The organism is Pseudomonas sp. E1BtOHC1 (genome assembly GCF_058744285.1).
The window spans coordinates 2,073,346-2,096,970 of record NZ_CP196023.1; the positions used below are offsets into that span (position 1 = coordinate 2,073,346).

Annotated in this window: 22 protein-coding genes; 17 read left to right on the forward strand and 5 right to left on the reverse strand. The window is 62.6% G+C overall.

Annotated elements, in window-relative coordinates:
- Positions 1-8: 8 nt before the first annotated feature.
- A complete protein-coding gene (locus ACSSVC_RS09460) occupies positions 9-419 on the reverse strand; it encodes a hypothetical protein (protein ID WP_492612218.1) in 411 nt (136 codons plus the stop codon).
- A 353-nt stretch (positions 420-772) separates the two neighbouring features.
- Between ACSSVC_RS09460 and ACSSVC_RS09465 the strand changes: the two genes are divergently transcribed.
- The 8 genes from ACSSVC_RS09465 (at position 773) to ACSSVC_RS09500 (ending at position 10,200) form a co-directional block, all read left to right on the forward strand.
- The gene (locus ACSSVC_RS09465; protein ID WP_492612219.1) at positions 773-1,498 is read left to right on the forward strand and encodes a tellurite resistance TerB family protein; all 726 of its coding nucleotides are present in this window, start codon (positions 773-775) and stop codon (positions 1,496-1,498) included.
- 214 nt (positions 1,499-1,712) lie between these two features.
- Positions 1,713-3,335, forward strand: coding sequence for a methyl-accepting chemotaxis protein (locus ACSSVC_RS09470; protein WP_346633466.1), 1,623 nt, complete (start codon positions 1,713-1,715; stop codon positions 3,333-3,335).
- Positions 3,335-3,871 carry a chemotaxis protein CheW gene (locus ACSSVC_RS09475; RefSeq protein ID WP_346633465.1) on the forward strand — a complete coding sequence of 179 codons (537 nt, stop codon included), beginning with the start codon at positions 3,335-3,337 and terminating at the stop codon, positions 3,869-3,871. Before ACSSVC_RS09470 ends, ACSSVC_RS09475 begins: the two co-directional genes overlap by 1 nt.
- Positions 3,868-5,145, forward strand: coding sequence for a CheR family methyltransferase (locus ACSSVC_RS09480; RefSeq protein ID WP_492612220.1), 1,278 nt, complete (start codon positions 3,868-3,870; stop codon positions 5,143-5,145). Before ACSSVC_RS09475 ends, ACSSVC_RS09480 begins: the two co-directional genes overlap by 4 nt.
- Complete coding sequence (locus ACSSVC_RS09485) at positions 5,142-5,828, forward strand: chemotaxis protein CheW (protein WP_346633463.1); 687 nt, start codon at positions 5,142-5,144, stop codon at positions 5,826-5,828. Before ACSSVC_RS09480 ends, ACSSVC_RS09485 begins: the two co-directional genes overlap by 4 nt.
- Positions 5,825-8,143: a hybrid sensor histidine kinase/response regulator gene (locus tag ACSSVC_RS09490; RefSeq protein ID WP_346633462.1), complete on the forward strand. Its 2,319-nt coding sequence runs from the start codon at positions 5,825-5,827 to the stop codon at positions 8,141-8,143. Before ACSSVC_RS09485 ends, ACSSVC_RS09490 begins: the two co-directional genes overlap by 4 nt.
- A complete protein-coding gene (locus ACSSVC_RS09495) occupies positions 8,140-9,150 on the forward strand; it encodes a chemotaxis response regulator protein-glutamate methylesterase (protein ID WP_110652336.1) in 1,011 nt (336 codons plus the stop codon). Before ACSSVC_RS09490 ends, ACSSVC_RS09495 begins: the two co-directional genes overlap by 4 nt.
- Before the next feature lie 48 nt (positions 9,151-9,198).
- Positions 9,199-10,200, forward strand: a complete 1,002-nt coding sequence (locus tag ACSSVC_RS09500) for a response regulator (RefSeq protein WP_025127597.1) — start codon at positions 9,199-9,201, stop codon at positions 10,198-10,200.
- An 18-nt stretch (positions 10,201-10,218) separates the two neighbouring features.
- Here ACSSVC_RS09500 and ACSSVC_RS09505 read toward each other — a convergent pair whose 3' ends face one another.
- Complete coding sequence (locus tag ACSSVC_RS09505; protein WP_492612221.1) at positions 10,219-10,626, reverse strand: hypothetical protein; 408 nt, start codon at positions 10,624-10,626, stop codon at positions 10,219-10,221.
- A gap of 402 nt (positions 10,627-11,028) precedes the next feature.
- Here ACSSVC_RS09505 and prfB point away from each other — a divergent pair.
- The 7 genes from prfB (at position 11,029) to ACSSVC_RS09540 (ending at position 17,802) form a co-directional block, all read left to right on the forward strand.
- Positions 11,029-12,124, forward strand: a protein-coding gene (gene prfB, locus ACSSVC_RS09510; RefSeq protein ID WP_100255254.1) for a peptide chain release factor 2 whose coding sequence is annotated in 2 segments (ribosomal slippage) — positions 11,029-11,100 and positions 11,102-12,124 — 1,095 coding nt in all. Because the reading frame shifts where the segments join, the coding sequence is not laid out codon by codon here.
- A 115-nt stretch (positions 12,125-12,239) separates the two neighbouring features.
- On the forward strand, positions 12,240-13,742 hold the full coding sequence (gene lysS / locus ACSSVC_RS09515; RefSeq protein WP_102861335.1) for a lysine--tRNA ligase: 1,503 nt from the start codon (positions 12,240-12,242) through the stop codon (positions 13,740-13,742).
- 105 nt (positions 13,743-13,847) lie between these two features.
- Positions 13,848-14,564: a TetR/AcrR family transcriptional regulator gene (locus tag ACSSVC_RS09520; protein ID WP_346633460.1), complete on the forward strand. Its 717-nt coding sequence runs from the start codon at positions 13,848-13,850 to the stop codon at positions 14,562-14,564.
- An 88-nt stretch (positions 14,565-14,652) separates the two neighbouring features.
- On the forward strand, positions 14,653-15,198 hold the full coding sequence (locus tag ACSSVC_RS09525; protein WP_346633459.1) for a hypothetical protein: 546 nt from the start codon (positions 14,653-14,655) through the stop codon (positions 15,196-15,198).
- 35 nt (positions 15,199-15,233) lie between these two features.
- Entirely contained in the window at positions 15,234-16,511 is a 1,278-nt protein-coding gene (locus ACSSVC_RS09530) for a flavohemoglobin expression-modulating QEGLA motif protein (protein WP_492612222.1), read from the forward strand.
- 53 nt (positions 16,512-16,564) lie between these two features.
- Positions 16,565-17,479, forward strand: a complete 915-nt coding sequence (locus ACSSVC_RS09535) for an alpha/beta hydrolase (protein WP_346633732.1) — start codon at positions 16,565-16,567, stop codon at positions 17,477-17,479.
- Complete coding sequence (locus ACSSVC_RS09540) at positions 17,476-17,802, forward strand: PA3694 family proteiin (RefSeq protein WP_011059491.1); 327 nt, start codon at positions 17,476-17,478, stop codon at positions 17,800-17,802. Before ACSSVC_RS09535 ends, ACSSVC_RS09540 begins: the two co-directional genes overlap by 4 nt.
- A gap of 112 nt (positions 17,803-17,914) precedes the next feature.
- On the opposite strand, the gene lptF is transcribed toward ACSSVC_RS09540, so the two are convergent.
- The 3 genes from lptF to ACSSVC_RS09555 all read right to left on the reverse strand — a co-directional run bounded on the left by lptF (position 17,915) and on the right by ACSSVC_RS09555 (position 19,799).
- Positions 17,915-18,703: a lipotoxin F family OmpA-related lipoprotein LptF gene (gene lptF / locus ACSSVC_RS09545; protein ID WP_346633457.1), complete on the reverse strand. Its 789-nt coding sequence runs from the start codon at positions 18,701-18,703 to the stop codon at positions 17,915-17,917.
- A gap of 50 nt (positions 18,704-18,753) precedes the next feature.
- Complete coding sequence (locus ACSSVC_RS09550; RefSeq protein ID WP_016967758.1) at positions 18,754-19,167, reverse strand: DUF4398 domain-containing protein; 414 nt, start codon at positions 19,165-19,167, stop codon at positions 18,754-18,756.
- A gap of 287 nt (positions 19,168-19,454) precedes the next feature.
- Positions 19,455-19,799 (reverse strand): pilin assembly protein, encoded by a 345-nt coding sequence (locus ACSSVC_RS09555; protein WP_346633456.1) that lies wholly within the window; start codon positions 19,797-19,799, stop codon positions 19,455-19,457.
- 204 nt (positions 19,800-20,003) lie between these two features.
- Between ACSSVC_RS09555 and ppc the strand changes: the two genes are divergently transcribed.
- Complete coding sequence (gene ppc, locus ACSSVC_RS09560) at positions 20,004-22,634, forward strand: phosphoenolpyruvate carboxylase (RefSeq protein ID WP_346633455.1); 2,631 nt, start codon at positions 20,004-20,006, stop codon at positions 22,632-22,634.
- A gap of 289 nt (positions 22,635-22,923) precedes the next feature.
- Entirely contained in the window at positions 22,924-23,571 is a 648-nt protein-coding gene (gene adk / locus ACSSVC_RS09565; protein WP_346633454.1) for an adenylate kinase, read from the forward strand.
- The last annotated feature ends 54 nt before the right edge of the window (positions 23,572-23,625 follow it).

Sequence of the window (23,625 nt, forward strand, 5' to 3'; positions counted from 1 at the left end):
AGCGTCGGTCATGGTCTGCCCGGCGGAGGTGTCGGTACGAAGCAGCGGCACAGCCACTGCGCCAGCCAGATCGCCAGCAGCGGCGGTACGCTCATCAGGAAGCAATAGACGTAGCCGCGTATCGGATGGTCGGGAAACATCGCCCAGGCGGTGAACAGCACCAGGGCGCCGACCAGGCCCAGCTTGACCTTCAGGTTGGGCACCAGGGCCACCAGCACGCTGACGATGATCAGCAGATGGAGCAGGAGTTCGACCATCACTCCCATGCCGAAGCCCTTGGCGATGGAACCGAAGTGGCTGCGATACACCGATATGCCCCAGAAATGGGCCAGATAGAACAGCGGCGCCGGCAGCGAAAGGGGCACCAGGCCGGTGATGATGCGTATCAGGTGATAACGGCCTACGGCGTCCAGGCTCATCGGCGGCACTCGTGGGCGGTGGCGGGGTTCTGTCGGGGCACGGGCGCATCCTTGCTGCCGGAAGGTCTTCAGCGATTCCGGGCGATGGCGCCGGGGCTTTTTCTGGCGGCGGATAGTGCCGTAACTCGGGGCGCTAATCCAGTCTGGCGGCCTGGGTGGGGGCTGATGGAGGGCCTTTGATGCAGGCATTTCCGGCGCGGGGCCCCTTCGCTGGCAAGCCAGCTCCTACAAGGGGGGGCTGCTCGTGGGAAAGCAACATTCAGAAGCACTATCGTCCCCCTGAACCTGGGCACTTCTCTCTAGGCTTACGGCCTTATGTGTCGATGTGACACCTAATTTTCCGGAGGCGGCAGATGAACACCCGTGGATTGCTCGATCAATTACTCAGGTCCGGCCAGGAGTTGCTGCAGAACAAGACCGGCGCGGCGCCAACGGACAAGCCCCGAACCGATTCCGCTGGCCTCGGCGGCTTGCTCGGCGGCAAGGCCGGCGGGCTGGGCGGACTGCTGTCCGGAGCGGGCGGCGGGGCCCTGGCGGCCGGCGCCATGGGCTTGCTGCTGGGTAACAAGAAGGCCCGCAAGTTTGGCGGCAAGGCCCTGACCTATGGCGGCCTGGCAGCCCTCGGAGTGCTGGCCTACAAGGCCTATGGCAACTGGCAGGCACAACAGGGCAGCGCCCCAGGCAACGAGCCGCAGACCCTCGACCGGCTCCCGGCGCAGCAGGTGGAGCAGCACAGCCAGGCGATCCTCAAGGCCCTGGTGGCGGCGGCCAAGGCCGATGGTCATGTGGACGAGCGTGAGCGGGCGCTGATCGAGGGCGAGTTCCGCAAGCTGGACAACGACCCGCAATTGCAAAACTGGCTGCACAGCGAGTTGAACAAACCCCTGGACCCGGCGGATGTGGCCCGTGCCGCCAGCACCCCGGAGATGGCGGCCGAGATGTACCTGGCCAGCGTGATGCTGGTGGATGAAGAACACTTCATGGAAAAGGCCTATCTGGACGAGCTGGCGCGTCAGTTGCAGCTGGCGCCGGGGCTCAAGGCCGAATTGGAAAACCAGGTGCGCCAGAGCGGTCTCTGAAGCACCTGGGAGTTGCCCTTTGCCAAGGATGGCGGTTCTGCCGGAAGGAATTGCCGAAATGCCCTTCAGTGGCCTGGAAATGCCCGCTGAACCGCCATCCAGAGCGGGTGCACAAAGATGCCGAAAGTGCCATTCGGTTTGCTAAACCACCCATAAAACCTGCATCGTCCTCGGCTATACTCCTCCCATTTTTGAATGGCCTCGAGGACTGACTGTGAAGAACTGGACGTTGCGCCAACGCATTTTGGCGAGCTTTGCGGTGATTATCGCCATCATGTTGTTGATGGTCGTCGTCTCGTACTCGCGCCTGTTGAAGATCGAGGCCGGTGAAGAGCGCATGCGCAATGACGCGGTGCCCGGGGTCTATTTCAGCTCGATGATCCGCAGCGCCTGGGTCGACACCTACCTGCAGACCCAGGAAATCATCGGCCTCAAGCAGAATCAGGACATCAGCTCCGAAGACAAGGCGGACTTCAAGGCCTTCGAAGAGCGCCTGCAGACCCAGATGGGCAATTACAAACAGACCATCAACAGCCGCGAAGACCAGAGCGAGTTCGACGCGTTCGAGAAAGACCATCAGGAATTCAATCGCGTCCAGGCGGCGGTGCTCGACCTGCATCAACGTCGCCAGGAAGCCGAGGCGATCCGCCTGTTCAACGAACAGCTGACCCCGGCCTGGATTGCCGGCCGCATGAAACTCAATGACATCATCAGCGAGAACAAGGCCGTGGCCGATTCCGCCACCGCCGCCATCGATGATGCGGTGGCCGCGGCCAAGGTCAGCATGGGCGTGTCGCTGCTGCTGGCGGTGCTCGCCGCCGGCCTGTGTGGCCTGCTGCTGATGCGAGCGATCATGGCGCCGATGAACCGCATCGTGAGCATTCTCGAGATCATGCGCACCGGTGACCTCAGTGGCCGCTTGAACCTGGAGCGCAAGGACGAGTTCGGCGCGGTGGAAACCGGCTTCAACGACATGATGACCGAGCTCACCGCACTGGTATCGCAGGCCCAGCGTTCGTCGGTGCAGGTCACCACATCGGTGACCGAGATTGCCGCCACCTCCAAGCAGCAACAGGCCACCGCTACCGAGACCGCTGCCACCACCACGGAAATTGGCGCCACCTCGCGGGAAATCGCTGCCACCTCCCGGGATCTGGTGCGCACCATGACTGAAGTATCCAGCGCGGCCGATCAGGCCTCGGTGCTGGCCGGTTCCGGCCAGCAGGGCCTGGCGCGCATGGAAGACACCATGCACTCGGTGATGGGCGCCGCAGATCTGGTGAACGCCAAGCTGGCGATCCTCAACGAGAAGGCCGGCAACATCAATCAGGTGGTGGTGACCATCGTCAAGGTTGCCGACCAGACCAACCTGCTGTCGCTGAACGCCGCCATCGAGGCGGAGAAAGCCGGTGAGTACGGTCGCGGCTTTGCCGTGGTGGCCACTGAAGTGCGACGTCTGGCGGACCAGACTGCCGTCGCCACCTACGACATCGAACAGATGGTCCGCGAGATCCAGTCGGCGGTGTCGGCAGGAGTCATGGGCATGGACAAGTTTTCCGAAGAGGTGCGTCGCGGCATGGCCGAGGTGCAGCAGGTGGGCGAGCAGCTGTCGCAGATCATTCATCAGGTCCAGGCCCTGGCGCCGCGGGTGCTGATGGTCAATGAGGGGATGCAGGCCCAGGCCACCGGCGCCGAGCAGATCAACCACGCCCTGGTGCAACTGGGGGACGCCAGCAGCCAGACCGTCGAGTCCCTGCGTCAGGCCAGCTTTGCTATCGATGAGCTGAGCCAGGTGGCCGTGGGCCTGCGCAGCGGCGTCTCGCGTTTCAAAGTCTGATGGATGAGCTCGCGCACAAGCGCGGCGCCGCAGCCGGGGCGCGCAGTGCTCTGTTCCTGGTGTTTCGCATCGGTCAGGAGCGCTATGCGCTACAGGCCACCGACGTGGTGGAAGTGTTGCCGCGCCTGCAGCTCAAGCCCATTGCCCAGGCACCGTCCTGGGTCGCTGGGGTCTTTGCCTATCGCGGGGTGGTAGTGCCGGTCATCGACCTGTGCGAGCTGACGTTTGGGCGCGCGGCGCAGCTGCGTACCAGTACCCGACTGGTGCTGGTGCACTACCGGGGCGACGTCGCCCAGCCGCCGCGGGTGCTTGGACTGCTGCTGGAGCAGGCCAACGACACGCTGCGCTGCGACCCCGAGGAGTTCCAGCCTTATGGCCTGGACAACCGCCAGGCGCCGTATCTGGGGCCGGTGCGTGAAGACGCCCAGGGGCTTTTGCAATGGGTGCGGGTCGATGACTTGCTGGGTGCTCAGGTGCGTGAGTTGCTGTTTCCTGCCGAGCCTCTGGACCCAGCGTCGCTTGAGGAGCCTCGATGAGCGACGAACAACGGTTTTTCGACTTTCTCAAGGAGCGAATCGGCCTGGATGTCGCCTCGGTGGGTCCGGCGATCATCGAGCGTGCGGTGCGCCAGCGTTGCAACGCCCTGGATGCCCTCAGCAGCGACGAATACTGGCAAAAGCTGCAAGGTTCCCGGGATGAGCAGCAGGCACTGATCGAGGCCGTGATCGTTCCGGAAACCTGGTTTTTCCGTTATCCGGAATCCTTCGCCACCCTGGTCAAGCTGGCCAAGGAACGTCTGTCACAGATCAAGGGCATGCGCGCCTTGCGCCTGTTGAGCCTGCCGTGCTCCACCGGCGAGGAGCCCTACTCGATTGCCATGGCCCTGCTGGATGGCGGCCTGGCTCCCCACCAGTTCAAGGTCGACGGCCTGGACGTCAGTCCGTTGTCGGTGGAGCGGGCCCGGGGGGCGGTCTATGGCAAGAATTCCTTTCGTGGCCAGAACACCGAGTTCCGTGAGCGGCACTTTTGTGCCGAGGGCGACCGTTATCGCTTGAGCGAGCGGGTTCGCGAGCAGGTCCGGCTGCAAGTGGGCAATGTCCTGGAACCGGGGTTGCTGGCCAGCGAGCCGCCTTTCGATTTCGTCTTCTGTCGCAACCTGCTGATCTATTTCGACCAGCCGACCCAGCACCAGGTGTTCGAGGTGCTCAAGCGCCTGACCCATGAAGAAGGGGTGCTGTTCATCGGGCCTGCCGAGGGCAGCCTGCTGGGGCGTCTGGGCATGCGTTCCATCGGTATTCCCCAGTCCTTTGCCTTCAGCCGGCACACTGAGCCCGAGCCTGCACCGGTTCCGGTGGCCTTGCCCCAGCCCTTGTCCTTGCCGCTGCCGCCGCGCAATCCGCTGCCTGCGGCACCGCGCCAGCGCCCCTTTGCCGCCCGCGCGGCCCAGGCCCCGGTGGCCGGGAACACGCCGGCGGTCAGCGATGCCGCGAGCCTGCTGGCCAACATTGCCGCCTTGGCCAACGAGGGCAAGAGCGCGCAGGCCCGTGCCGCCTGCGAGCGTTATCTGCAACAGCACGAGCCTGTGGCCCAGGTGTTCTACTGGCTGGGGCTGCTCAGTGATGTGGCCGGCAACGCCATGGAAGCCCAGGGCTTCTATCGCAAGGCCCTGTACCTGGCTCCCCAGCACCCTGAAGCCCTGGCGCACCTGGCGGCGCTGTTGGCATCCCAGGGCGATGTCGCCGGAGCCCAACGATTGCAGGAGCGCGCTGCCCGCAGCACTCGCACTGCCGACAGTGAGTTGAAACGATGAGCCATTCCTACTCATTGGACGTGACCCGTGAAGATGCGCAGGCCATCGACGATTGCTGGAACCGTATCGGCATCCACGGCGACAAGTCCTGCCCATTGCTTGCCGAGCATATCCATTGCCGCAACTGCGCGGTCTACTCCGCCGCCGCCACGCGCCTGCTGGATCGCTATTCGTTGCGCCAGGAGGACCGGGAGCACGCGGTGGTCCTGGAGGCCGACAGCGATGTGGTCACCCGTTCGCTGCTGATGTTCCGTCTCGGCGAAGAGTGGCTGGGGCTGGCGACCCGCTGCCTGCTGGAAGTGGCACCGTTGCAAGAGATCCACTCCTTGCCTCACCAGCGTTCACGGGCATTGCTGGGGGTGGCCAACGTGCGCGGGGCCCTGGTGGCCTGCCTGTCATTGACTGAGCTGCTGGGCCTGGATGGCACACCGGTGGTCGCTGCTACGGGGCGGGTCATGCCGCGGATGCTGATCATTGGGGCCGAGGGCGGCCCGGTGGTGGTGCCGGTGGATGAGGTGCACGGTATCCATGCCATCGATGAACGCATTCTCAACGGTGCCTCGCTCTCCGGAGAACAGGCCAATGCCAAGTACACCCGTGGCGTGTTGCAATGGCAGGGACGCAGCCTGCGTTTGCTGGACGAAGAGCAACTGCTCTCGGCCGTGACCCGGAGCCTGACATGACCCCCGATCAAATGCGCGATGCCTCGTTGCTGGAGCTGTTCAGCCTGGAAGCCGAGGCCCAGACCCAGGTACTCAGTACCGGGCTGCTGGCCCTGGAGCGCAATCCAACCCAGGCCGATCAGTTGGAAGCCTGCATGCGCGCCGCCCACTCGCTCAAGGGCGCGGCGCGGATTGTCGGGGTCGATGCCGGGGTCAGCGTTGCCCACGTGATGGAGGATTGCCTGGTCAGTGCCCAGGAAGGGCGACTGTATCTGCAACCCGAGCATATCGACGCCCTGTTGCAGGGCACTGACCTGTTGATGCGTATTGCCAGTCCCGGGGGCGTCGAGACAGTGGCGCCGGATATTCCGGGCTATGTGGCGTTGATGGAGCAGTTGCTGGCGCATGGACCGGGAGCGCCAAGCGTGCCGGCCCAGGCAAGCGCCCCGCCAGAGCCGGAGTTCGAAGCATCAGTGGCGCCCATGGCGCAGTTGCCGAGGGAGCTGGAGCCCTTGTCGCCGCCGAGCGAACCGGCCCTGGAACCGGCAGTGAGCAACGGACGCCCGGGCAAACGCATGACCGAAGGTGGCGAGCGGGTGCTGCGGGTGACCGCCGAGCGCCTCAACAGCTTGCTGGACCTTTCGAGCAAATCCCTGGTGGAAACCCAGCGGCTCAAGCCTTACCTGGCGACGATGCAGCGCCTCAAGCGGATCCAGAGCAACAGCCTGACCGCCCTGGAAAACCTCAACCTGCACCTCAAGGAACACGCGCTGAGCCTGGAGGCTCAGGAGGCCCTGGAGGATGCGCGGCGCTTGCTGGCCGAGTCCCAGCAATTGTTGGCGGAGAAGACCGCCGAGCTTGATGAGTTTGGCTGGCAGGCCAGCCAGCGGGCCCAGGTGCTTTATGACACGGCCCTGGCCTGTCGCATGCGGCCCTTTGCCGATGTCCTCACCGGTCAGGTCCGCATGGTCCGCGATCTGGGGCGCAGCCTGGGCAAACAGGTACGCCTGGAGATCGAGGGTGAGAAAACCCAGGTCGATCGCGATGTGTTGGAGAAACTCGAAGCACCGCTGACTCACCTGCTGCGCAATGCCGTCGACCACGGCATCGAGCTGCCCGAGCAGCGCCTGCTGGCGGGCAAGTCGGCGGAGGGGGTGATTCGTCTGCGGGCCTCGCACCAGGCCGGTCTTCTGGTGCTGGAGCTCAGTGATGACGGCAATGGCGTGGATCTTGAGCGCTTGCGCCAGAGCATTGTCGAGCGTCAGCTGTCGCCGGCCCAGACCGCCGCTCAGCTCAGCGAGGAAGAACTGCTGACTTTCCTGTTCCTGCCGGGCTTCAGCCTGCGGGACAAGGTCACCGAGGTTTCCGGACGCGGTGTCGGCCTGGATGCGGTGCAGCATATGGTGCGGCAACTGCGTGGTGCGGTAGTGCTGGAGCAGACCAGCGGCCAGGGCAGCCGTTTTCACCTGGAAGTGCCCTTGACCCTGTCGGTGGTGCGCAGCCTGGTGGTGGAGGTCGGCGACGAGGCCTACGCCTTCCCGTTGGCCCATATCGAACGTATGTGCGACTTGGAACCCGAGGCCATAGTCCAGGTGGAAGGGCGTCAGCATTTCTGGCACGAAGGGCGGCATGTGGGCCTGGTGGCGGCCAGTCAGCTGTTGCAGCGGCCGGCGACCGAGACCGACGCGCCAACCCTGAAGGTGGTGGTGATTCGCGAGCGCGACGCGGTGTACGGGATCGCCGTGGAGCGCTTTATCGGCGAGCGTACCCTGGTGGTGCTGCCGCTGGACGACCGCCTGGGCAAGATCCAGGATATTTCCGCCGGGGCCTTGCTCGATGACGGCCGGGTGGCACTGATCGTGGATGTCGAGGACATGCTGCGTTCGGTGGACAAGCTGCTCAATACCGGCCGCCTGGAGCGCATCGCACGCCATCACCAGCAGCACGCACAGGCCGCGCGCAAGCGTATTCTGGTGGTGGATGACTCACTCACGGTGCGTGAACTGCAGCGCAAGCTATTGATCAATCGCGGCTACGATGTGGCCGTTGCCGTGGACGGCATGGATGGCTGGAATGCCTTGCGTTCGGAAAGCTTCGACCTGCTGATCACCGATATCGACATGCCGCGAATGGATGGAATTGAATTGGTCACACTCTTGCGTCGCGACAATCGCCTGCAGTCCCTGCCGGTGATGGTGGTGTCCTACAAGGATCGTGAGGAAGACCGGCGCCGTGGACTGGATGCCGGTGCCGACTATTATCTAGCCAAAGCCAGTTTCCATGACGACGCCCTGCTCGATGCGGTGGTGGAGCTGATTGGAGGAGCGCGGGCATGAAGATAGCGATAGTCAACGACATGCCCATGGCTGTGGAGGCCTTGCGTCGGGCCCTGGCCTTCGATCCCAGCCATGAGGTGGTGTGGGTCGCCACCAATGGCGCCGAGGCGGTGAAATATTGCGCCGAACTGACGCCGGACCTGATTCTCATGGACCTGATCATGCCGGTCATGGATGGCGTCGAGGCCACGCGGCGGATCATGGCCGAGTCGCCTTGCGCCATTGTGATCGTCACCGTCGACCGCCAGCAGAATGTGCACAGAGTGTTCGAGGCCATGGGCCACGGCGCGCTGGACGTGGTGGACACCCCGGCGCTGGGCGCGGGCAATGCCCAGGAGGCGGCGGCGCCGCTGCTGCGCAAGATCCTCAATATCGGCTGGCTGATCGGCCAGCGTGGCAGTCGGGTGCGTTCGGCGCCGGTGCCGCTGCGCAGCGGGGCGCCACGCCAGAGCCTGGTGGCCATTGGCTCCTCCGCCGGTGGCCCAGCGGCCCTGGAAGTGCTGCTCAAGGGCTTGCCAAAGGACTTTCCCGCCGCCATCGTGCTGGTCCAGCATGTTGACCAGGTGTTCGCCGCGGGTATGGCCGAGTGGCTCAGCAGCGCCTCCGGCCTGCAGGTACGGCTGGCTCGGGAAGGTGAGCCGCCGCAAAGCGGCACGGTACTGCTGGCAGGCACCAACCACCATATCCGCTTGTTGAAGAACGGCACCCTGGCCTATACCGCCGAACCGGTGAATGAAATCTACCGGCCCTCCATCGACGTGTTTTTCGAGAGTGTCGCCAGCTATTGGAATGGCGATGCGGTGGGGGTGCTGCTGACCGGCATGGGCCGCGATGGTGCCCAGGGCTTGAAGTTGATGCGCGATCAGGGTTATTTGACCATCGCTCAAGACCAGAACAGTAGCGCGGTGTATGGCATGCCCAAGGCGGCCGCTGCCATCGGTGCCGCCGCAGAGATTCGCCCACTGGACAAGATCGCTCCACGTTTGCTGGAGATATTTGCCAAATGACTGATAAACGCAGCTGTCCTGGCCAGGTAGTAACTCAGGTGACAACCCATGAATGATTTACAGCTCGACGAATTCAAGACCGACGAAAACGCTGCGATGGTGTTGCTGGTGGATGACCAGGCCATGATCGGCGAGGCCGTGCGGCGTGGGTTGGCGAATGAGGAAAACATCGACTTCCACTTCTGCGCCGATCCTCACCAGGCCATCGCCCAGGCCATCCGCATCAAGCCCACGGTGATCCTCCAGGATCTGGTGATGCCGGGGCTGGACGGCCTGACCCTGGTGCGCGAATACCGTAACCATCCGGCGACCCAGAACATCCCGATCATTGTCCTCTCCACCAAGGAAGACCCGCTGATCAAGAGCGCGGCCTTTGCCGCCGGGGCCAACGACTACCTGGTCAAGCTGCCGGACAACATCGAGCTGGTGGCGCGCATCCGCTATCACTCCCGCTCCTACATGACCCTGTTGCAGCGCGATGCCGCCTACCGTGCGTTGCGGGTCAGTCAGCAGCAGTTGCTGGACACCAACCTGGTGCTGCAGCGGCTGATGAACTCCGACGGCCTGACCGGGCTGTCCAACCGCCGGCACTTCGACGAATACCTGGAGCTGGAATGGCGTCGGGCAATGCGTGAGCAGAGCCAGCTGTCGTTGCTGATGATCGACGTCGACTACTTCAAGACCTACAACGATACCTTCGGCCACCTGGAGGGGGATGAAGCCCTGCGCAAGGTGGCCACGGCGATTCGCGAGGCCAGCAGCCGGCCTTCCGACCTGCCGGCGCGTTACGGTGGCGAAGAGTTCGTGCTGGTGCTGCCCAACACTTCGCCGGGCGGGGCGCGACTGGTGGCGGAGAAGCTGCGCCAGACCGTGGAAGCCCTGAAAATCCCCCATATCGCGCCGGTGGAGGGCGCCAGCCTGACCATCAGCATCGGGCTCTCCACCATAACGCCGCAGCCCAACAGCCATTGCCGGCAGTTGATTTCGGCCGCGGACAAGGGGTTGTACCTGGCGAAAAACAATGGCCGCAATCAGGTCGGGATCGAGTAGGCGGGTTCGGCGTGCGCTCTAGGCGTCAGCTATTTGCGTGGCCGGCGCCTGATCCTGTGGGACCTCCACCAGGGTGTCTCTGAACAGGTAGTAGCTGTGGCTCGCGGTGTGCCGACAAGTGAGCTTTACCGCTTCGATGCGATAGGTGGTGTAGGTGTTGAGTGTCTTGTCGATGAACCAGTTGTTCAGCAGGTTGCCAGGGGCGATCGGGTAGTCGCCAAAGCGGTAGTCCATGTAGCCGCCCCTATGGACGTGGACCCAGCGACAGCTGAACCTGGCCTGCAGCCATTGGGTTCGCTCACCGACCTCATCCACCAGCATTCTCGTGCGGTAGTAGATCCACCACCACAAAAAGATCAGCCAGGGCACTACCAGGGCGCAGGCCAGCGCCGGTGAGACCATCAGCCAGATTCCCATCAATGGCATAAAGGCCAGTGCGCTGAAGAGCGCGGCGAAAAACGCCTGGACGCCTCTCCCGTTTCGGCGCTCCCTGCGCTGGATCTTTTCTATTTCTGCGCTGTTGAGTGTGCGTCCCATGAGCCTACTGCTTGCGTGTCATTTCAGGTGGGATTGTATAGCGTCGGCCGGTCTCAAGGGCGCCATGGTTGTATATCGCGGCCTGTGAGTATCGAAGGCGGTGTGCCTTGCCGAACCGGGCTTGCAGGTAAGGGAGGGCAATGAAATTCAGTGTGCACTTGGATTTCAGTGGGGCTGTCGCTGAAATTAGATGGCTGATTGGCCTCTAAAGCCGCTAAGCGGGCTGCCGTGATTCGGTGATTCCGTTATAATCTCCGGCTTTCAAAAGTTCGCCAACGAGTGCCGCCCCCCATGGAAATCAACCCGATCCTGAACACCATCAAGGACCTGTCCGAGCGCTCCGAAACTATTCGGGGGTATCTTTGACTACGATCAAAAGCATGAGCGTCTGACCGAGGTCAATCGCGAGCTTGAAGATCCGAGTGTCTGGAACAAACCCGAATACGCCCAGGAACTGGGCCGCGAGCGCGCAGCGCTGGCACAGATCGTCGAGACCCTGGACGAACTGAACGGCGGCCTGGCCGATTGCCGCGATCTGCTGGACATGGCGGTCGAGGAAGAGGACGAAGGCGCGGTGGGCGATGTTGTCGCCGAGCTGGCCCGTCTCGAGGAAAACCTCGCCAAGCTCGAATTCCGCCGCATGTTCAGCCACGAAATGGACCCGAACAACGCCTACCTGGACATTCAGGCCGGCTCCGGCGGTACCGAGGCCCAGGACTGGGCCAACATCCTGCTGCGCATGTACCTGCGCTGGGCCGACAAACGCGGTTTCGACGCGACCATCATGGAGCTGTCGGCCGGTGAAGTGGCCGGGATCAAGGGCGCGACCGTGCACATCAAGGGCGAATACGCCTTCGGCTGGCTGCGCACCGAGATCGGCGTACACCGCCTGGTGCGCAAGAGCCCGTTCGACTCCGGTAACCGTCGCCACACCTCGTTCTCCGCGGTGTTCGTCTCGCCAGAAATCGACGACAAGGTGGAAATCGAAATCAACCCGGCAGACCTGCGGATCGATACCTATCGTTCTTCCGGTGCCGGTGGTCAGCACGTAAACACCACTGACTCGGCCGTGCGTATTACCCACGTACCGACCAACACCGTGGTCAGTTGCCAGAACGAACGTTCCCAGCACGCCAACAAGGACACCGCCATGAAAATGCTGCGGGCCAAGTTGTACGAGCAGGAAATGCAGAAGCGCAACGCGGCTTCCCAGGCCTTGGAAGACACCAAGTCGGACATCGGCTGGGGTCATCAGATTCGTTCGTACGTGCTCGACGCGTCGCGGATCAAGGACCTGCGCACCAACATCGAACGCAGCGACTGCGACAAGGTGCTCGACGGCGACATCGACGAGTACCTGGAAGCCAGCCTGAAATCCGGACTGTAAAAAGACGCGATACAGGATCGGCTGATTCAACGCGATCCCTGTAGGAGCCAGCTCTGCTGGCGATCCCCGGGCCGCAAGGCCCGGGGGCAACGAACCTGATGGAATATCTAAAGACATGAGCGACCAACAACTCGACCCGCAAGCCCTGCAACAGGAAGAAAACTCCCTGATCGCCCTGCGCAAGGAAAAGCTTGCTGCCGAGCGCGCCAAGGGCAATGCCTTCCCGAACGACTTCCGCCGCGAAAACTACTGCGAAGATCTGCAGAAGAAGTACGCCGACAAGACCAAGGAAGAGCTGGCAGAGGCGGCGATCCCGGTCAAGGTTGCTGGTCGCATCATGCTCAACCGTGGCTCGTTCATGGTCATCCAGGACATGACTGGGCGGATTCAGGTCTACGTCAACCGCAAGACCCTGTCCGAAGAAACCCTGGCCGCGGTGAAAACCTGGGACATGGGCGACATCATTGCCGCCGAAGGCACCCTGGCCCGTTCCGGCAAGGGTGACCTGTACGTTGAAATGACCCACGTGCGCCTGCTGACCAAATCCCTGCGCCCGCTGCCGGACAAGCACCACGGCCTGACCGACACCGAGCAGCGCTACCGCCAGCGCTACGTTGACCTGATCGTCAACGAAGACGTGCGTCAGACCTTCCGCGTACGTTCGCAAGTCATTGCCCACATCCGCAGCTTCCTGATGAAGCGCGACTTCCTCGAAGTCGAAACGCCGATGCTGCAGACCATTCCTGGCGGCGCCGCGGCCAAGCCGTTTGAAACCCACCACAACGCGCTGGACATGGAAATGTTCCTGCGTATCGCGCCTGAGCTGTACCTCAAGCGTCTGGTGGTTGGTGGTTTCGAGAAAGTGTTCGAGATCAACCGCAACTTCCGTAACGAAGGCGTTTCGACTCGTCACAACCCTGAATTCACCATGTTGGAGTTCTACCAGGCCTACGCCGACTACGAAGACAACATGGACCTGACCGAAGAACTGTTCCGTGAACTGGCGCAGCTGGTGCTGGGCAGCACCGACGTGCCGTACGGCGACAAGGTGTTCCACTTCGGTGAGCCGTTCGCCCGTCTGTCGGTGTTCGACTCGATCCTCAAGTACAACCCTGAGCTGACTGCCGATGACCTGAACGACATCGACAAGGCGCGTGCCATCGCCAAGAAGGCCGGCGCCAAGGTGCTGGGCTTCGAAGGTCTGGGCAAGCTGCAGGTGATGATTTTCGAAGAGCTGGTCGAGCACAAGCTGGAGCAGCCGCACTTCATTACCCAGTACCCGTTCGAAGTGTCGCCGCTGGCCCGTCGCAACGACGAGAACCCCAACGTCACCGACCGTTTCGAGCTGTTCATCGGCGGCCGCGAGATCGCCAACGCCTATTCCGAGCTCAATGACGCGGAAGACCAGGCCGAGCGCTTCATGGCCCAGGTGGCGGACAAGGACGCCGGCGACGACGAAGCCATGCACTACGACGCCGACTTCGTCCGTGCCCTGGAATACGGCATGCCGCCAACGGCCGGTGAAGGTATCGGCATCGACCGTCTGGTGATGCTGCTGACCAACTCGCCGTCGATTCGCGACGTGATCCTGTTCCCGCACATGCGGCCACAAGCTTAAGCGTTGTGAATAAGAAGCCGCCTTCAACAGGCGGCTTTTTATTGTCTGGCTGTAACTGACGTACCGCTTCTAATTCTGTGTGATTTTTAAGAGGGAATACCTGTCGTGAACCGCGCAATTGCTCAAGAAGGTGCAGCCGGCATCGCCACTGCGGTGGCTGAAAGTGTCCAGTACCAGGGTCGCAAGGCCAGCCGGCAGGGCAGTGAGCAGCGTAGACAGGAGATTCTTGATGCCGCCATGCGCATTGTGGTGCGTGACGGTGTGCGGGCCGTGCGCCATCGTGCGGTGGCCGCCGAAGCCGGTGTGCCCTTGTCGGCCACCACCTATTACTTCAAGGATATCGATGACCTGCTCACCGATACCTTCGCCCAGTACGTGGAACGCAGCGCGGCGTTCATGGCCAAGCTGTGGGCCAGCAATGAAGGCCTGCTGCGGGAAATGGTGGCCTACGGCGACGGCAGCGCCGCGTCCCGTTCGCAGTTGGCCGATGATATCGCCCGACTGACCGCCGATTATGTGCAGCGCCAGTTGCACAATCGTCGCGAGCACCTGATGGCCGAACAGGCCTTCCGCCAAGAGGCGCTGCTCAACCCGCGCCTGGCGCAGCTGGTGCGCTCGCACCAGCAGATCCTGCTCCAGGGCACCTGCCAGTTCTTCCAGGTCCTGGGCTCCCGGGAGCCGCAGCAGGATGCCAAAGTGTTGACGTCTATAATCGGCCGGATGGAATATCAGGGCCTGCTCAACGGCACCGAGCCGCTGGCCGAGGAAGAGATGCTCGGCATCCTCACGCGCTACATGCATCTGGTTCTGGCTTCGGTCTGACGCGCCTGGCACGGCTGACCGGCTGCGGCCTGTCGGTCGTAGCCCGCGCCAGCGGCTAGAGTCATTCTGGAGTTCATAGGAGAGTTGCATGCAAGCCTGGCGCATTCTGATTGCCCTGTCGTTCCTGCTGCTCAGTGGTTGCCTGGTTGCCTTCAAGGACCCGCTGCCGGCTGAACAGGCGGCGCCTGCCCAATTGCTGGGCAAGTGGGCCAGCAAGAATGCCTGGGGCGAGCCGCTGAATATCCAGCTCAGCCAGATCGGCGCCAACCGCTACCGCGCTTCGAGTTACCCCGGTGGCACGGCGCGCCCGCGCGACGCCTATGACTTCACCGTGTCCCGGCACGGTAACCGCTGGTACCTGTCGGCCGCAGTGCCCCAGGCTTTTGGCGGGCACTACAGCATTGCCGGGTTCGAGCTGACGGCAAAACACGAACTGGTGCTCTATACCCTGGATCTGGAACAGATTCGCCAGGCCCTGGGTCAAAAGGCCTTGAGCGGCGAAGCCATGACCACGGCCGAGGGGGATGGGGTGCTGATCAGCAGCCCGTTGCCCGAGGTCTTCGCCTACCTTGATAACCCCGCCAATTCCGACCTGTTCGTCGAGGCGGCGCGCTTCAAGCGCGTGGGCAAGTGACCCTGCGCTACAGACCCATTCAATAGGAGTTTCGGGTGGACGATTACCAGCAGACGATACGCACTTTGTCCGATCGCATAGTGCTGGCACAGACACCGATCCGTGTGCTGGATGCGGTGAAGTGGGACGAGAACATCCGCAAGGGCTTTCTCAAGGCCAAGGGCAAGGAAATGCCGGCGGTGGATCGCGCCTATTACGAAGGGCGGCCGCTGTCCTTCGATTCGGGCGCGGTGAAGCTGGAGTTCCAGAACATTGAGCGCGACATCACCCGCCAGTTGGGCCAGTTCAATCCGGTGGGCCAGATCATGCGCCGCATGTGCAAGGAATACCGCATGGTGGTGCGCATGCTCGAAGCTCGGGGGACCGCTGATTTCGGGCTGATTTCCCAAGAACTTTACGGCGCCGCGTCCGATGCCTTCCACGCTGGTGATCCGACCCTGGCGGACCTCGGGCTGATGATGTCCGACTACCTGAACAACATCGACGGCCGCGGCGATCTCAAGGACGAACCCAAGGTTCTCAGTGCCAAGGAGGCGGTGAGCCTGCTGCAAAGCCGGTTGAACAAAGTGTTCGGCGAGGCCGAGGAAACCATCCGCGTATTCGAGTCCGACGGCATTGTCGCCGACGCGGCGGCGGGTGCCGACTACATCAAGATCCGCAGCGATGCGATGTTCAACGAACGTGATGTGCGGGCTTTGGAAGTCCATGAGGGGCTGGTGCATGTGGGCACCACCTTGAACGGTCTCAACCAGCCCATCTGCACCTTCCTGGCCAAGGGCCCGCCGTCGTCCACGGTGACCCAGGAAGGCCTGGCGATCCTGATGGAGATCATCACCTTCGCCTCCTACCCGAGCCGCCTGCGCAAGCTGACCAACCGCACCCGAGCCATTCACATGGTGGAGGAGGGCGCTGACTTTCTGCAGGTGTTCGAGTTATTCCGCGAACAGGGTTTCGAGATGGCCGAGAGCTACGGCAACGCCAGCCGGGTGTTCCGCGGTTCGGTGCCCAACGGGCTGCCGTTTACCAAAGACTTGTCCTATCTCAAGGGCTTCATCATGGTTTACAACTACATTCAGCTGGCTGTGCGCAAGGGCAAGCTGGAGCAGATCCCCTTGCTGTTCTGCGGCAAGACCACCCTGGAAGACATGCGAACCTTGCGCCAACTGGTGGATGAAGGCCTGGTGGTGCCACCCAAGTACCTGCCCGACCAGTTCCGCGACATGAATGCGCTGTCGGCGTGGATGTGTTTCTCCAACTTCCTCAACCACCTGAGCCTGGACCGGATCGAGGCGGACTACTCCAATATCCTTTGAATTTTTCCGGGGGCGCACATGGACGTATTCATAGATACACGGAGTGGCCGATGATGCGTTTGTTGGCCGCACTGACGTTGCTGCTGTGCCTCACTGGCTGCAGCTCGCTGCTGTTCTATCCCGAGCCAGGACTGCCCTTCACCCCCGAACGGGCCAAGCTTGAATACCGTGACATTACCCTGACCACCGCCGACGGCCTCAAGCTGCATGGTTGGTGGCTGCCGGCCAAGCCGGGCGTGGCAGTCAAGGGCACGGTGCTGCACTTGCACGGCAACGGCGGCAACCTGGCCTGGCATCTGGGGGGCAGTTGGTGGCTGCCGGAGCAGGGCTATCAGGTATTGCTGCTGGACTACCGCGGATATGGCTTGTCCGAAGGTGCGCCGAGCCTGCCGGCGATCTACCAGGATGTCGACGCCGCGTTCAAATGGCTGGACCAGGCGCCGGAGGTTCAAGGCAAACCCTTGATCGTCCTCGGACAAAGCCTTGGGGGCGCCCTGGCCATTCACTATCTGGTGGAGCACCCCGAGCGTCAGGCCCAGCTCAAGGCCATCGTCCTTGACGGTGTGCCGGCCAGCTACCGTGATGTCGGGCGTTATGCCCTGAGCACGTCCTGGCTGACCTGGCCGTTGCAGGTGCCTTTGTCGTGGCTGGTGCCGGACGCCGACAGCGCGGTTCACCTCCTGCCGCGCCTGACTGGCGTGCCGAAACTGATCTATCACAGCATCGACGATCCGATCGTGCCCCTTTCCAATGGCATCCGGGTGTATCAAGCTGCGCCGCCACCGCGGGTCCTGCAGCTGACCCGCGGTGGCCACGTGCAAACCTTTGCCGATCCGACCTGGCGCCGCGTGATGCTGCGCTACCTCGACGATCCGCAGCATTTCGACGGGTTGCGCCGCCTGGGGGAAATCCCCAACTACCCGGCGACCCCGAATTCAGCAGTTGAACCTCCAGAGAGTCCGCAATGAGTGAAGAACGCAACGCCATTCCAATGATCATCACCGGTATCTGCAGCATCATCGTTACCGTGGGTAGCCTGTGGTACTACGGCTACCTGCACTTCGCCAAGCCGGAGGACGCGTTGTTGCTCAGCGACTTCACCATGCTCAAGACCGTGCCCGGCGAAGACTACAAGATCTCCCTGCAACCGGCCGATGAAGTGGCCCAGTGCATCGATGGCGTGCTGGTGCTGTTCGACACCCAGCAGAAGGGGCTGACCGGGGTGCTGGTGAACAAGAAGAAGCAAGCCGTGCGCTGCATGGGCCAGGAAACCCCGCAGTTGGAGCAGTGATCGGTTCGCCGGCAAGCCGGCTCCTACAGGGGTAATCGCATAAAAAAACGCCGCCGACCTGAAGAGGTCGGCGGCGTTTTGTTTGACCTGCCTATAAAGGCAGGGTGCCCCGTCAGTTGCGGCTGATGGCCGAACGTGGCGCTACCGGCTGGTTGTCGTTGGAAATGGTCACTTCCACGCGACGGTTCATGGCGCGGCCGGAAACACTGCCGTTATCGGCTACCGGATACTCCTTGCCATAACCCTGGCTGACGATACGCGCCGGGTCGACGCCCATGCGGATCAGGGCCATCTGCACCGAGCCGGCACGGCGCTCGGACAGAGACTGGTTGTAGGAATCGCTACCGGTGCTGTCGGTGTAGCCTTCGACGATCACCTTGCGGTCCGGGTTCTCCTGGAGGAATTGCGACAACTTGTTGATGTTCACCAGGCCGTTGGATTTCAAGTCGGACTTGTTGGTGGCGAACAGCACGTCACCGAAGGTCACCAGGGTGCCGCGATCGGTCTGCTTGGCGTTGAGGCTGTCCTGCAGTTGCTTGATCTGCGCGTTACGGGCATCGAGGATGGCGCGGGCGCGCTGGTCGCCGGCGTCCTTGAGCTTGGCTTCGGCGGTCCGCAGAGCGATGGTTTCCTTGGCCACTTCAACCCGCTGGTTGGTCAGGTAGGCCAGTTGGTCGACCTTCTTCTCGTCATCCTTGTTCAGGTACGCCTTGTCGGCCTTGTCCATCCAGTCGGCGGCGTCCTTGGTTTCCAGGGCCGCGACTTTGCTGGCCTGCGGGTTGGCCTGCAGGGCGGAGAAGTTGGTCCGGGCGTTTTCCAGGTTGGCGTTAGGCGGGGTGGAGCAGGCCGCCAGGGCTACGCTCATGGCCAACAGGGCAGGGATCATCAGTTGTTTGCGCATAATGGTTCGTCCTTTCAATCAAATACGAGTACGTGGGAATCGGCGGCGGCTTACTGCACGCTGCGCATACCTTCCTGACGCAGTTCCTGAACGCCTTTCTGCGAGTCTTTCAGCGCTTGCTCAGCCTTGGCTGCCTGGGCCTTGCGCTCTGCTACGCGGGCATCCCACTCGGCTTGTTCAGCCAGGCGACGGGCTTCGTCGTACTTCTTGTCGTGCATGGCAATCTCGGCTTGCTTGAGCTTGTCCTGGGCCGACTTCATTTCCACGGCGGCGAACTCGGTACCACCGGCGCTCACTGCGCTGTTGACCGCAGATTGCGTGACCGCGTACTGCTCGGAAGGCGGGTTACCGGCACAACCGGCCAGTACCATGCTGCTACCGAGGGCCAGCGCGGCCAGCTTCAGCCCGCGCAGAGAGGTGAACGAGGATTTGGCAGTGCTGATCTTCATGGTCTTCAACTCCATTGGGTAACTCCTGAAAACATCAATATCCATCCCGGTCCTGGCGCCGTGACGCTGAGTGACGACGAGCGCTGATGGCAAAATTTGAAACGGCTGTTCCAGTGATGGCTAATGGGTGTGACCCGAGGCTTTTTTGAATAGTTCAGAGAAAGATGGCGATTGGCCGGAAAAAAATCTGACGCCTTGGTCAAGGCTCTAAATCCGGAACTTTTGCCGTGCGCAGGGGTATCCCCGGCCCTTTTCAGGACCGGGAACGATGGTTTTCAACAGGGAAACGAGCGACGGCGGACTCAGTGTTTCGGCTTGTCGGTCTGGCTCGACATCAGTTGCAGATGCTGGCGTGACAAGGCCAGGAAGCGAGGGGTGGGGCCGATATCTTCGTACAGCGGATCGCCTTCCTCGTCGGTGGCCACCACGTGCTGACCCTGGATGTAGGGGAAGCTTGCCTCGAGCTCTTCCAGGGCGGCGCCGATCAGCTCGCCAAGGAGCTCTTCGGTGTGGCGTTTGGGGTACATCTCGGAGAGGGCGGCCAGGCGTGCGGCGGCTTCCACATCCAGGTGAATCCGGTAGCCGGTCTTGGTCAGGCGACCCTTGGCGTTTTCTTCCCAATGTTGCGCGAGTTCACGGATTTTCATGATGACCTCAATGAACACCTGCTCGTGGCAGGTTGGGTTGAGTGACCGGCCCGGGCCGGTGCGTGGCCCTTGTGCGGCCTACTGTTGAGACTAGCTCCATCGCCGAAGGTTGGGCGCCGGTTTGCCACGTGCTTGCTAAGGGACGCGTGCAAGCGGCACTCTTGAGCCTTCCGTGCCGCCTTGAGTCTGCTGGAGAACACCTCGATGACCGATATTGATGCGCGCTTGCGCGAAGACGTTCACCTCTTGGGAGAACTGTTGGGCAATACCATCCGTGACCAGTACGGGGAGGCTTTCCTCGACAAGATCGAGCAGATTCGCAAGGGCGCCAAGGCCGATCGCCGGGGTTCACCGGGGGCCGAATTGAGCGCCAGCCTTGACCAGTTGAGCGAGGACGAACTGCTGCCGGTGGCCAGGGCCTTCAACCAGTTCCTCAACCTGGCGAACATCGCCGAGCAGTATCAGTTGATCCACCGTCGCGACGAGTCGCAGCCGGCGCCGTTCGAAGCCCGGGTGCTACCGGAGCTGCTGGCGCGTCTGCGGGCCGCAGGGCATTCCGCCGACGCCCTGGCCCGGCAGTTGGGGCGCCTGGAGATCGAGCTGGTGCTGACCGCTCACCCCACCGAAGTGGCGCGCCGTACCCTGATCCAGAAATACGATGCCATTGCCGGGCAACTGGCAGCCCAGGACCATCGCGATCTCACCAGCGCCGAGCGCGGGCAGATCCAGGAACGCCTGCAGCGCTTGATTGCCGAAGCCTGGCACACCGAGGAAATCCGCCGTACTCGGCCGACGCCCGTGGATGAGGCCAAATGGGGGTTCGCGGTGATCGAGCACTCCCTGTGGCAGGCCATTCCCAACTACCTGCGCAAGGCCGACAAGGCGCTGTTCGAGGCTACCGGGCTGCACCTGCCGCTGGAGTCGGCGCCGATCCGTTTCGCTTCGTGGATGGGCGGCGACCGTGACGGCAACCCCAATGTCACCGCCAGCGTGACCCGGGAGGTATTGTTGCTGGCGCGCTGGATGGCTGCCGACCTGTATCTGCGGGACGTCGATCACCTGGCCGCCGAACTGTCCATGCAGCAGGCCAGCGCGGCCTTGCTGGCCAGGGCCGGGGACAGTGCCGAGCCGTATCGGGCACTGCTCAAGCAATTGCGCGAGCGTCTGCGGGCTACCCGTAACTGGGCGCATGCGGCGCTTGGCGCTCCGGTACCGGCGGGGTCCGAGGTCTTGCAGAACAACCGTGATCTGCTGGAGCCGCTGCAGCTGTGCTACCAGTCGCTGCATGAATGCGGAATGGGGGTGATCGCCGATGGTCCGTTGCTCGATTGCCTGCGGCGGGCAGTGACGTTCGGCCTATTCCTGGTGCGTCTCGATGTGCGTCAGGACTCCAGTCGGCACACCTCGGCCATGACCGAGATCACCGACTATCTGGGCCTGGGCCGCTATGAAGACTGGAGCGAGGAAGACCGCATCACCTTCCTGATGCGTGAACTGAGCAGTCGCCGCCCCTTGCTGCCAGGTTATTTCAAACCCTCGGCAGACACGGCGGAGGTGCTCGCTACCTGTCGCGAGATCGCCGTCGCCCCAGCGGCTTCCCTGGGTTCCTACGTGATTTCCATGGCAGGCGCGGCCTCCGATGTGCTGGCGGTGCAGTTGCTGCTCAAGGAGTCCGGAGTGTTGCGGCCGATGCGTGTAGTGCCGCTGTTCGAGACCCTGGCGGACCTGGACAACGCCGGTCCCGTGATGGAGAAACTGTTGCACATGCCGGGCTATCGCTCACGCCTGCAAGGGCCCCAGGAAGTGATGATCGGCTATTCCGACTCGGCCAAGGATGCCGGGACCACCGCCGCGGCCTGGGCGCAGTACCGGGCTCAGGAACGGTTGGTGGATATCTGCCGTGAACAGCAGGTGGAACTGCTGTTGTTCCATGGTCGCGGCGGTACTGTCGGGCGCGGCGGCGGTCCGGCCCACGCGGCGATCCTGTCGCAGCCTCCGGGTTCGGTGGCCGGGCGCTTCCGCACCACCGAGCAGGGGGAAATGATCCGTTTCAAATTCGGCCTGCCGGACATCGCCGAGCAGAACCTCAACCTCTATCTGGCGGCGGTACTGGAAGCCACCTTGCTGCCGCCGCCCCCTCCGGAGCCGGCCTGGCGCCACCTGATGGACGAACTGGCCAGCGACGGGGTCCAGGCCTATCGCGCGGTGGTGCGGGACAACCCGCAGTTTGTCGAGTACTTCCGTCAGTCCACCCCGGAGCAGGAGCTGGGACGCCTGCCCCTGGGCAGTCGGCCGGCCAAGCGCCGCGCCGGTGGCATTGAAAGCCTGCGGGCCATTCCATGGATCTTCGGCTGGACCCAGACGCGCCTGATGCTGCCGGCGTGGCTTGGCTGGGAGGCGGCCTTGAGCAAGGCGCTGGCCCGGGGCGAGGGTGAGTTGCTGGGGCAGATGCGTGAGCAATGGCCGTTTTTCCGCACCCGTATCGACATGCTGGAGATGGTCCTGGCCAAGGCCGATGCTGACATTGCGCGCTCTTATGACGAGCGCTTGGTGGAGGCGGAACTGCTGCCATTGGGTGCGCATTTACGCGACCTATTGTCGCAGGCCTGCGCGGTGGTCCTGGGCCTGACCGGGCAGTCGCAACTGCTGGCCCACAGCCCCGACACCCTGGAGTTCATCCGCCTGCGCAATACCTACCTCGACCCGCTGCATCTGTTGCAGGCGGAGTTGCTGGCGCGCTCGCGCAAACAGGAGGCGCCGCAAGGAAGCCCCGTGGAACAGGCGCTGCTGGTCTCCGTGGCGGGTATTGCCGCCGGTTTGCGCAATACCGGCTGAGGCTGCAGAGGGCGGCGGGGCTGCTTTGGCACAGCCCTGGTCGGGACAATCCCAAGGTGTCGTGCAGATTCATCTGGCGACACTTTGTTATGGGGTTGCGACTTGTTCTACCGTGCCGATGGGGCACAAAAGGGCCGGGTTCCTCCGACTTTCGACTGCTTGTGTGCGCTGTGTCGGCTGTGTATCTTGATCAGCCTTTGGCCGTTTGGGCGGTCACTATCCTATTTTTGAGATTGGCCCCACGAGGCGAATCCGAGCGTTTCTAAATAAAAAATTGAGGAGCACATCGATGCGCGTAATTCTGCTGGGAGCTCCCGGGGCCGGTAAAGGTACTCAGGCAAAGTTCATCACCGAAAAGTTCGGCATTCCACAGATATCCACCGGCGACATGCTGCGTGCTGCGGTCAAGGCCGGCACCGAGCTGGGCCTCAAGGCCAAGAGCGTGATGGACAGCGGTGGCCTGGTGTCTGATGACCTGATCATCAATCTGGTCAAGGAACGCATCAGCCAGGCCGACTGCGCCAATGGGTTCCTGTTCGACGGCTTCCCGCGCACCATTCCTCAGGCTGAAGCACTGGTCAAAGCCGGTGTGGAGCTGGACAACGTAGTGGAAATCGCTGTTGACGACGAAGAGATCGTCCAGCGTATCGCCGGTCGTCGTGTGCATGAGGCTTCGGGCCGGGTGTACCACACCGTCTATAACCCACCGAAGATCGCCGGCAAGGACGACATCACCGGTGAAGACCTGGTGCAGCGCAAGGACGACACCGAAGAAACCGTGCGTCATCGCCTGTCGGTCTACCATTCCCAGACCAAGCCACTGGTGGAGTTCTACCAGCAGCTGGCCGCCGCTCAGGGCAAGCCGAAGTACAGCCATATCCCTGGCGTAGGTTCGGTGGAAGTGATCACCGCCAAGGTGCTCGAAGCCCTGAGCTGAGTTGCCTGATCGTTTGATCGTTCAACGGCCCGCTTGCGGGCCGTTGCTGTTTAT

Excerpts from the sequence above, each read along its gene's own strand:
- lysS (WP_102861335.1), top strand. The coding sequence starts at position 12,240 with ATGAGCGACCAACAACTCGACCCGCAAGCCCTGCAACAGGAAGAAAAC.
- ACSSVC_RS09480 (WP_492612220.1), top strand. The coding sequence starts at position 3,868 with ATGAGCGACGAACAACGGTTTTTCGACTTTCTCAAGGAGCGAATCGGC.
- ACSSVC_RS09555 (WP_346633456.1), bottom strand. The coding sequence starts at position 19,799 with ATGAAAATCCGTGAACTCGCGCAACATTGGGAAGAAAACGCCAAGGGT.
- ACSSVC_RS09550 (WP_016967758.1), bottom strand. The coding sequence starts at position 19,167 with ATGGAGTTGAAGACCATGAAGATCAGCACTGCCAAATCCTCGTTCACC.
- ppc (WP_346633455.1), top strand. The coding sequence starts at position 20,004 with ATGACCGATATTGATGCGCGCTTGCGCGAAGACGTTCACCTCTTGGGA.
- ACSSVC_RS09505 (WP_492612221.1), bottom strand. The coding sequence starts at position 10,626 with ATGCCATTGATGGGAATCTGGCTGATGGTCTCACCGGCGCTGGCCTGC.
- ACSSVC_RS09525 (WP_346633459.1), top strand. The coding sequence starts at position 14,653 with ATGCAAGCCTGGCGCATTCTGATTGCCCTGTCGTTCCTGCTGCTCAGT.
- ACSSVC_RS09535 (WP_346633732.1), top strand. The coding sequence starts at position 16,565 with ATGCGTTTGTTGGCCGCACTGACGTTGCTGCTGTGCCTCACTGGCTGC.
- ACSSVC_RS09485 (WP_346633463.1), top strand. The coding sequence starts at position 5,142 with ATGAGCCATTCCTACTCATTGGACGTGACCCGTGAAGATGCGCAGGCC.
- ACSSVC_RS09475 (WP_346633465.1), top strand. The coding sequence starts at position 3,335 with ATGGATGAGCTCGCGCACAAGCGCGGCGCCGCAGCCGGGGCGCGCAGT.
- adk (WP_346633454.1), top strand. The coding sequence starts at position 22,924 with ATGCGCGTAATTCTGCTGGGAGCTCCCGGGGCCGGTAAAGGTACTCAG.
- ACSSVC_RS09540 (WP_011059491.1), top strand. The coding sequence starts at position 17,476 with ATGAGTGAAGAACGCAACGCCATTCCAATGATCATCACCGGTATCTGC.
- ACSSVC_RS09495 (WP_110652336.1), top strand. The coding sequence starts at position 8,140 with ATGAAGATAGCGATAGTCAACGACATGCCCATGGCTGTGGAGGCCTTG.
- ACSSVC_RS09460 (WP_492612218.1), bottom strand. The coding sequence starts at position 419 with ATGAGCCTGGACGCCGTAGGCCGTTATCACCTGATACGCATCATCACC.
- ACSSVC_RS09490 (WP_346633462.1), top strand. The coding sequence starts at position 5,825 with ATGACCCCCGATCAAATGCGCGATGCCTCGTTGCTGGAGCTGTTCAGC.
- ACSSVC_RS09465 (WP_492612219.1), top strand. The coding sequence starts at position 773 with ATGAACACCCGTGGATTGCTCGATCAATTACTCAGGTCCGGCCAGGAG.
- lptF (WP_346633457.1), bottom strand. The coding sequence starts at position 18,703 with ATGCGCAAACAACTGATGATCCCTGCCCTGTTGGCCATGAGCGTAGCC.
- ACSSVC_RS09500 (WP_025127597.1), top strand. The coding sequence starts at position 9,199 with ATGAATGATTTACAGCTCGACGAATTCAAGACCGACGAAAACGCTGCG.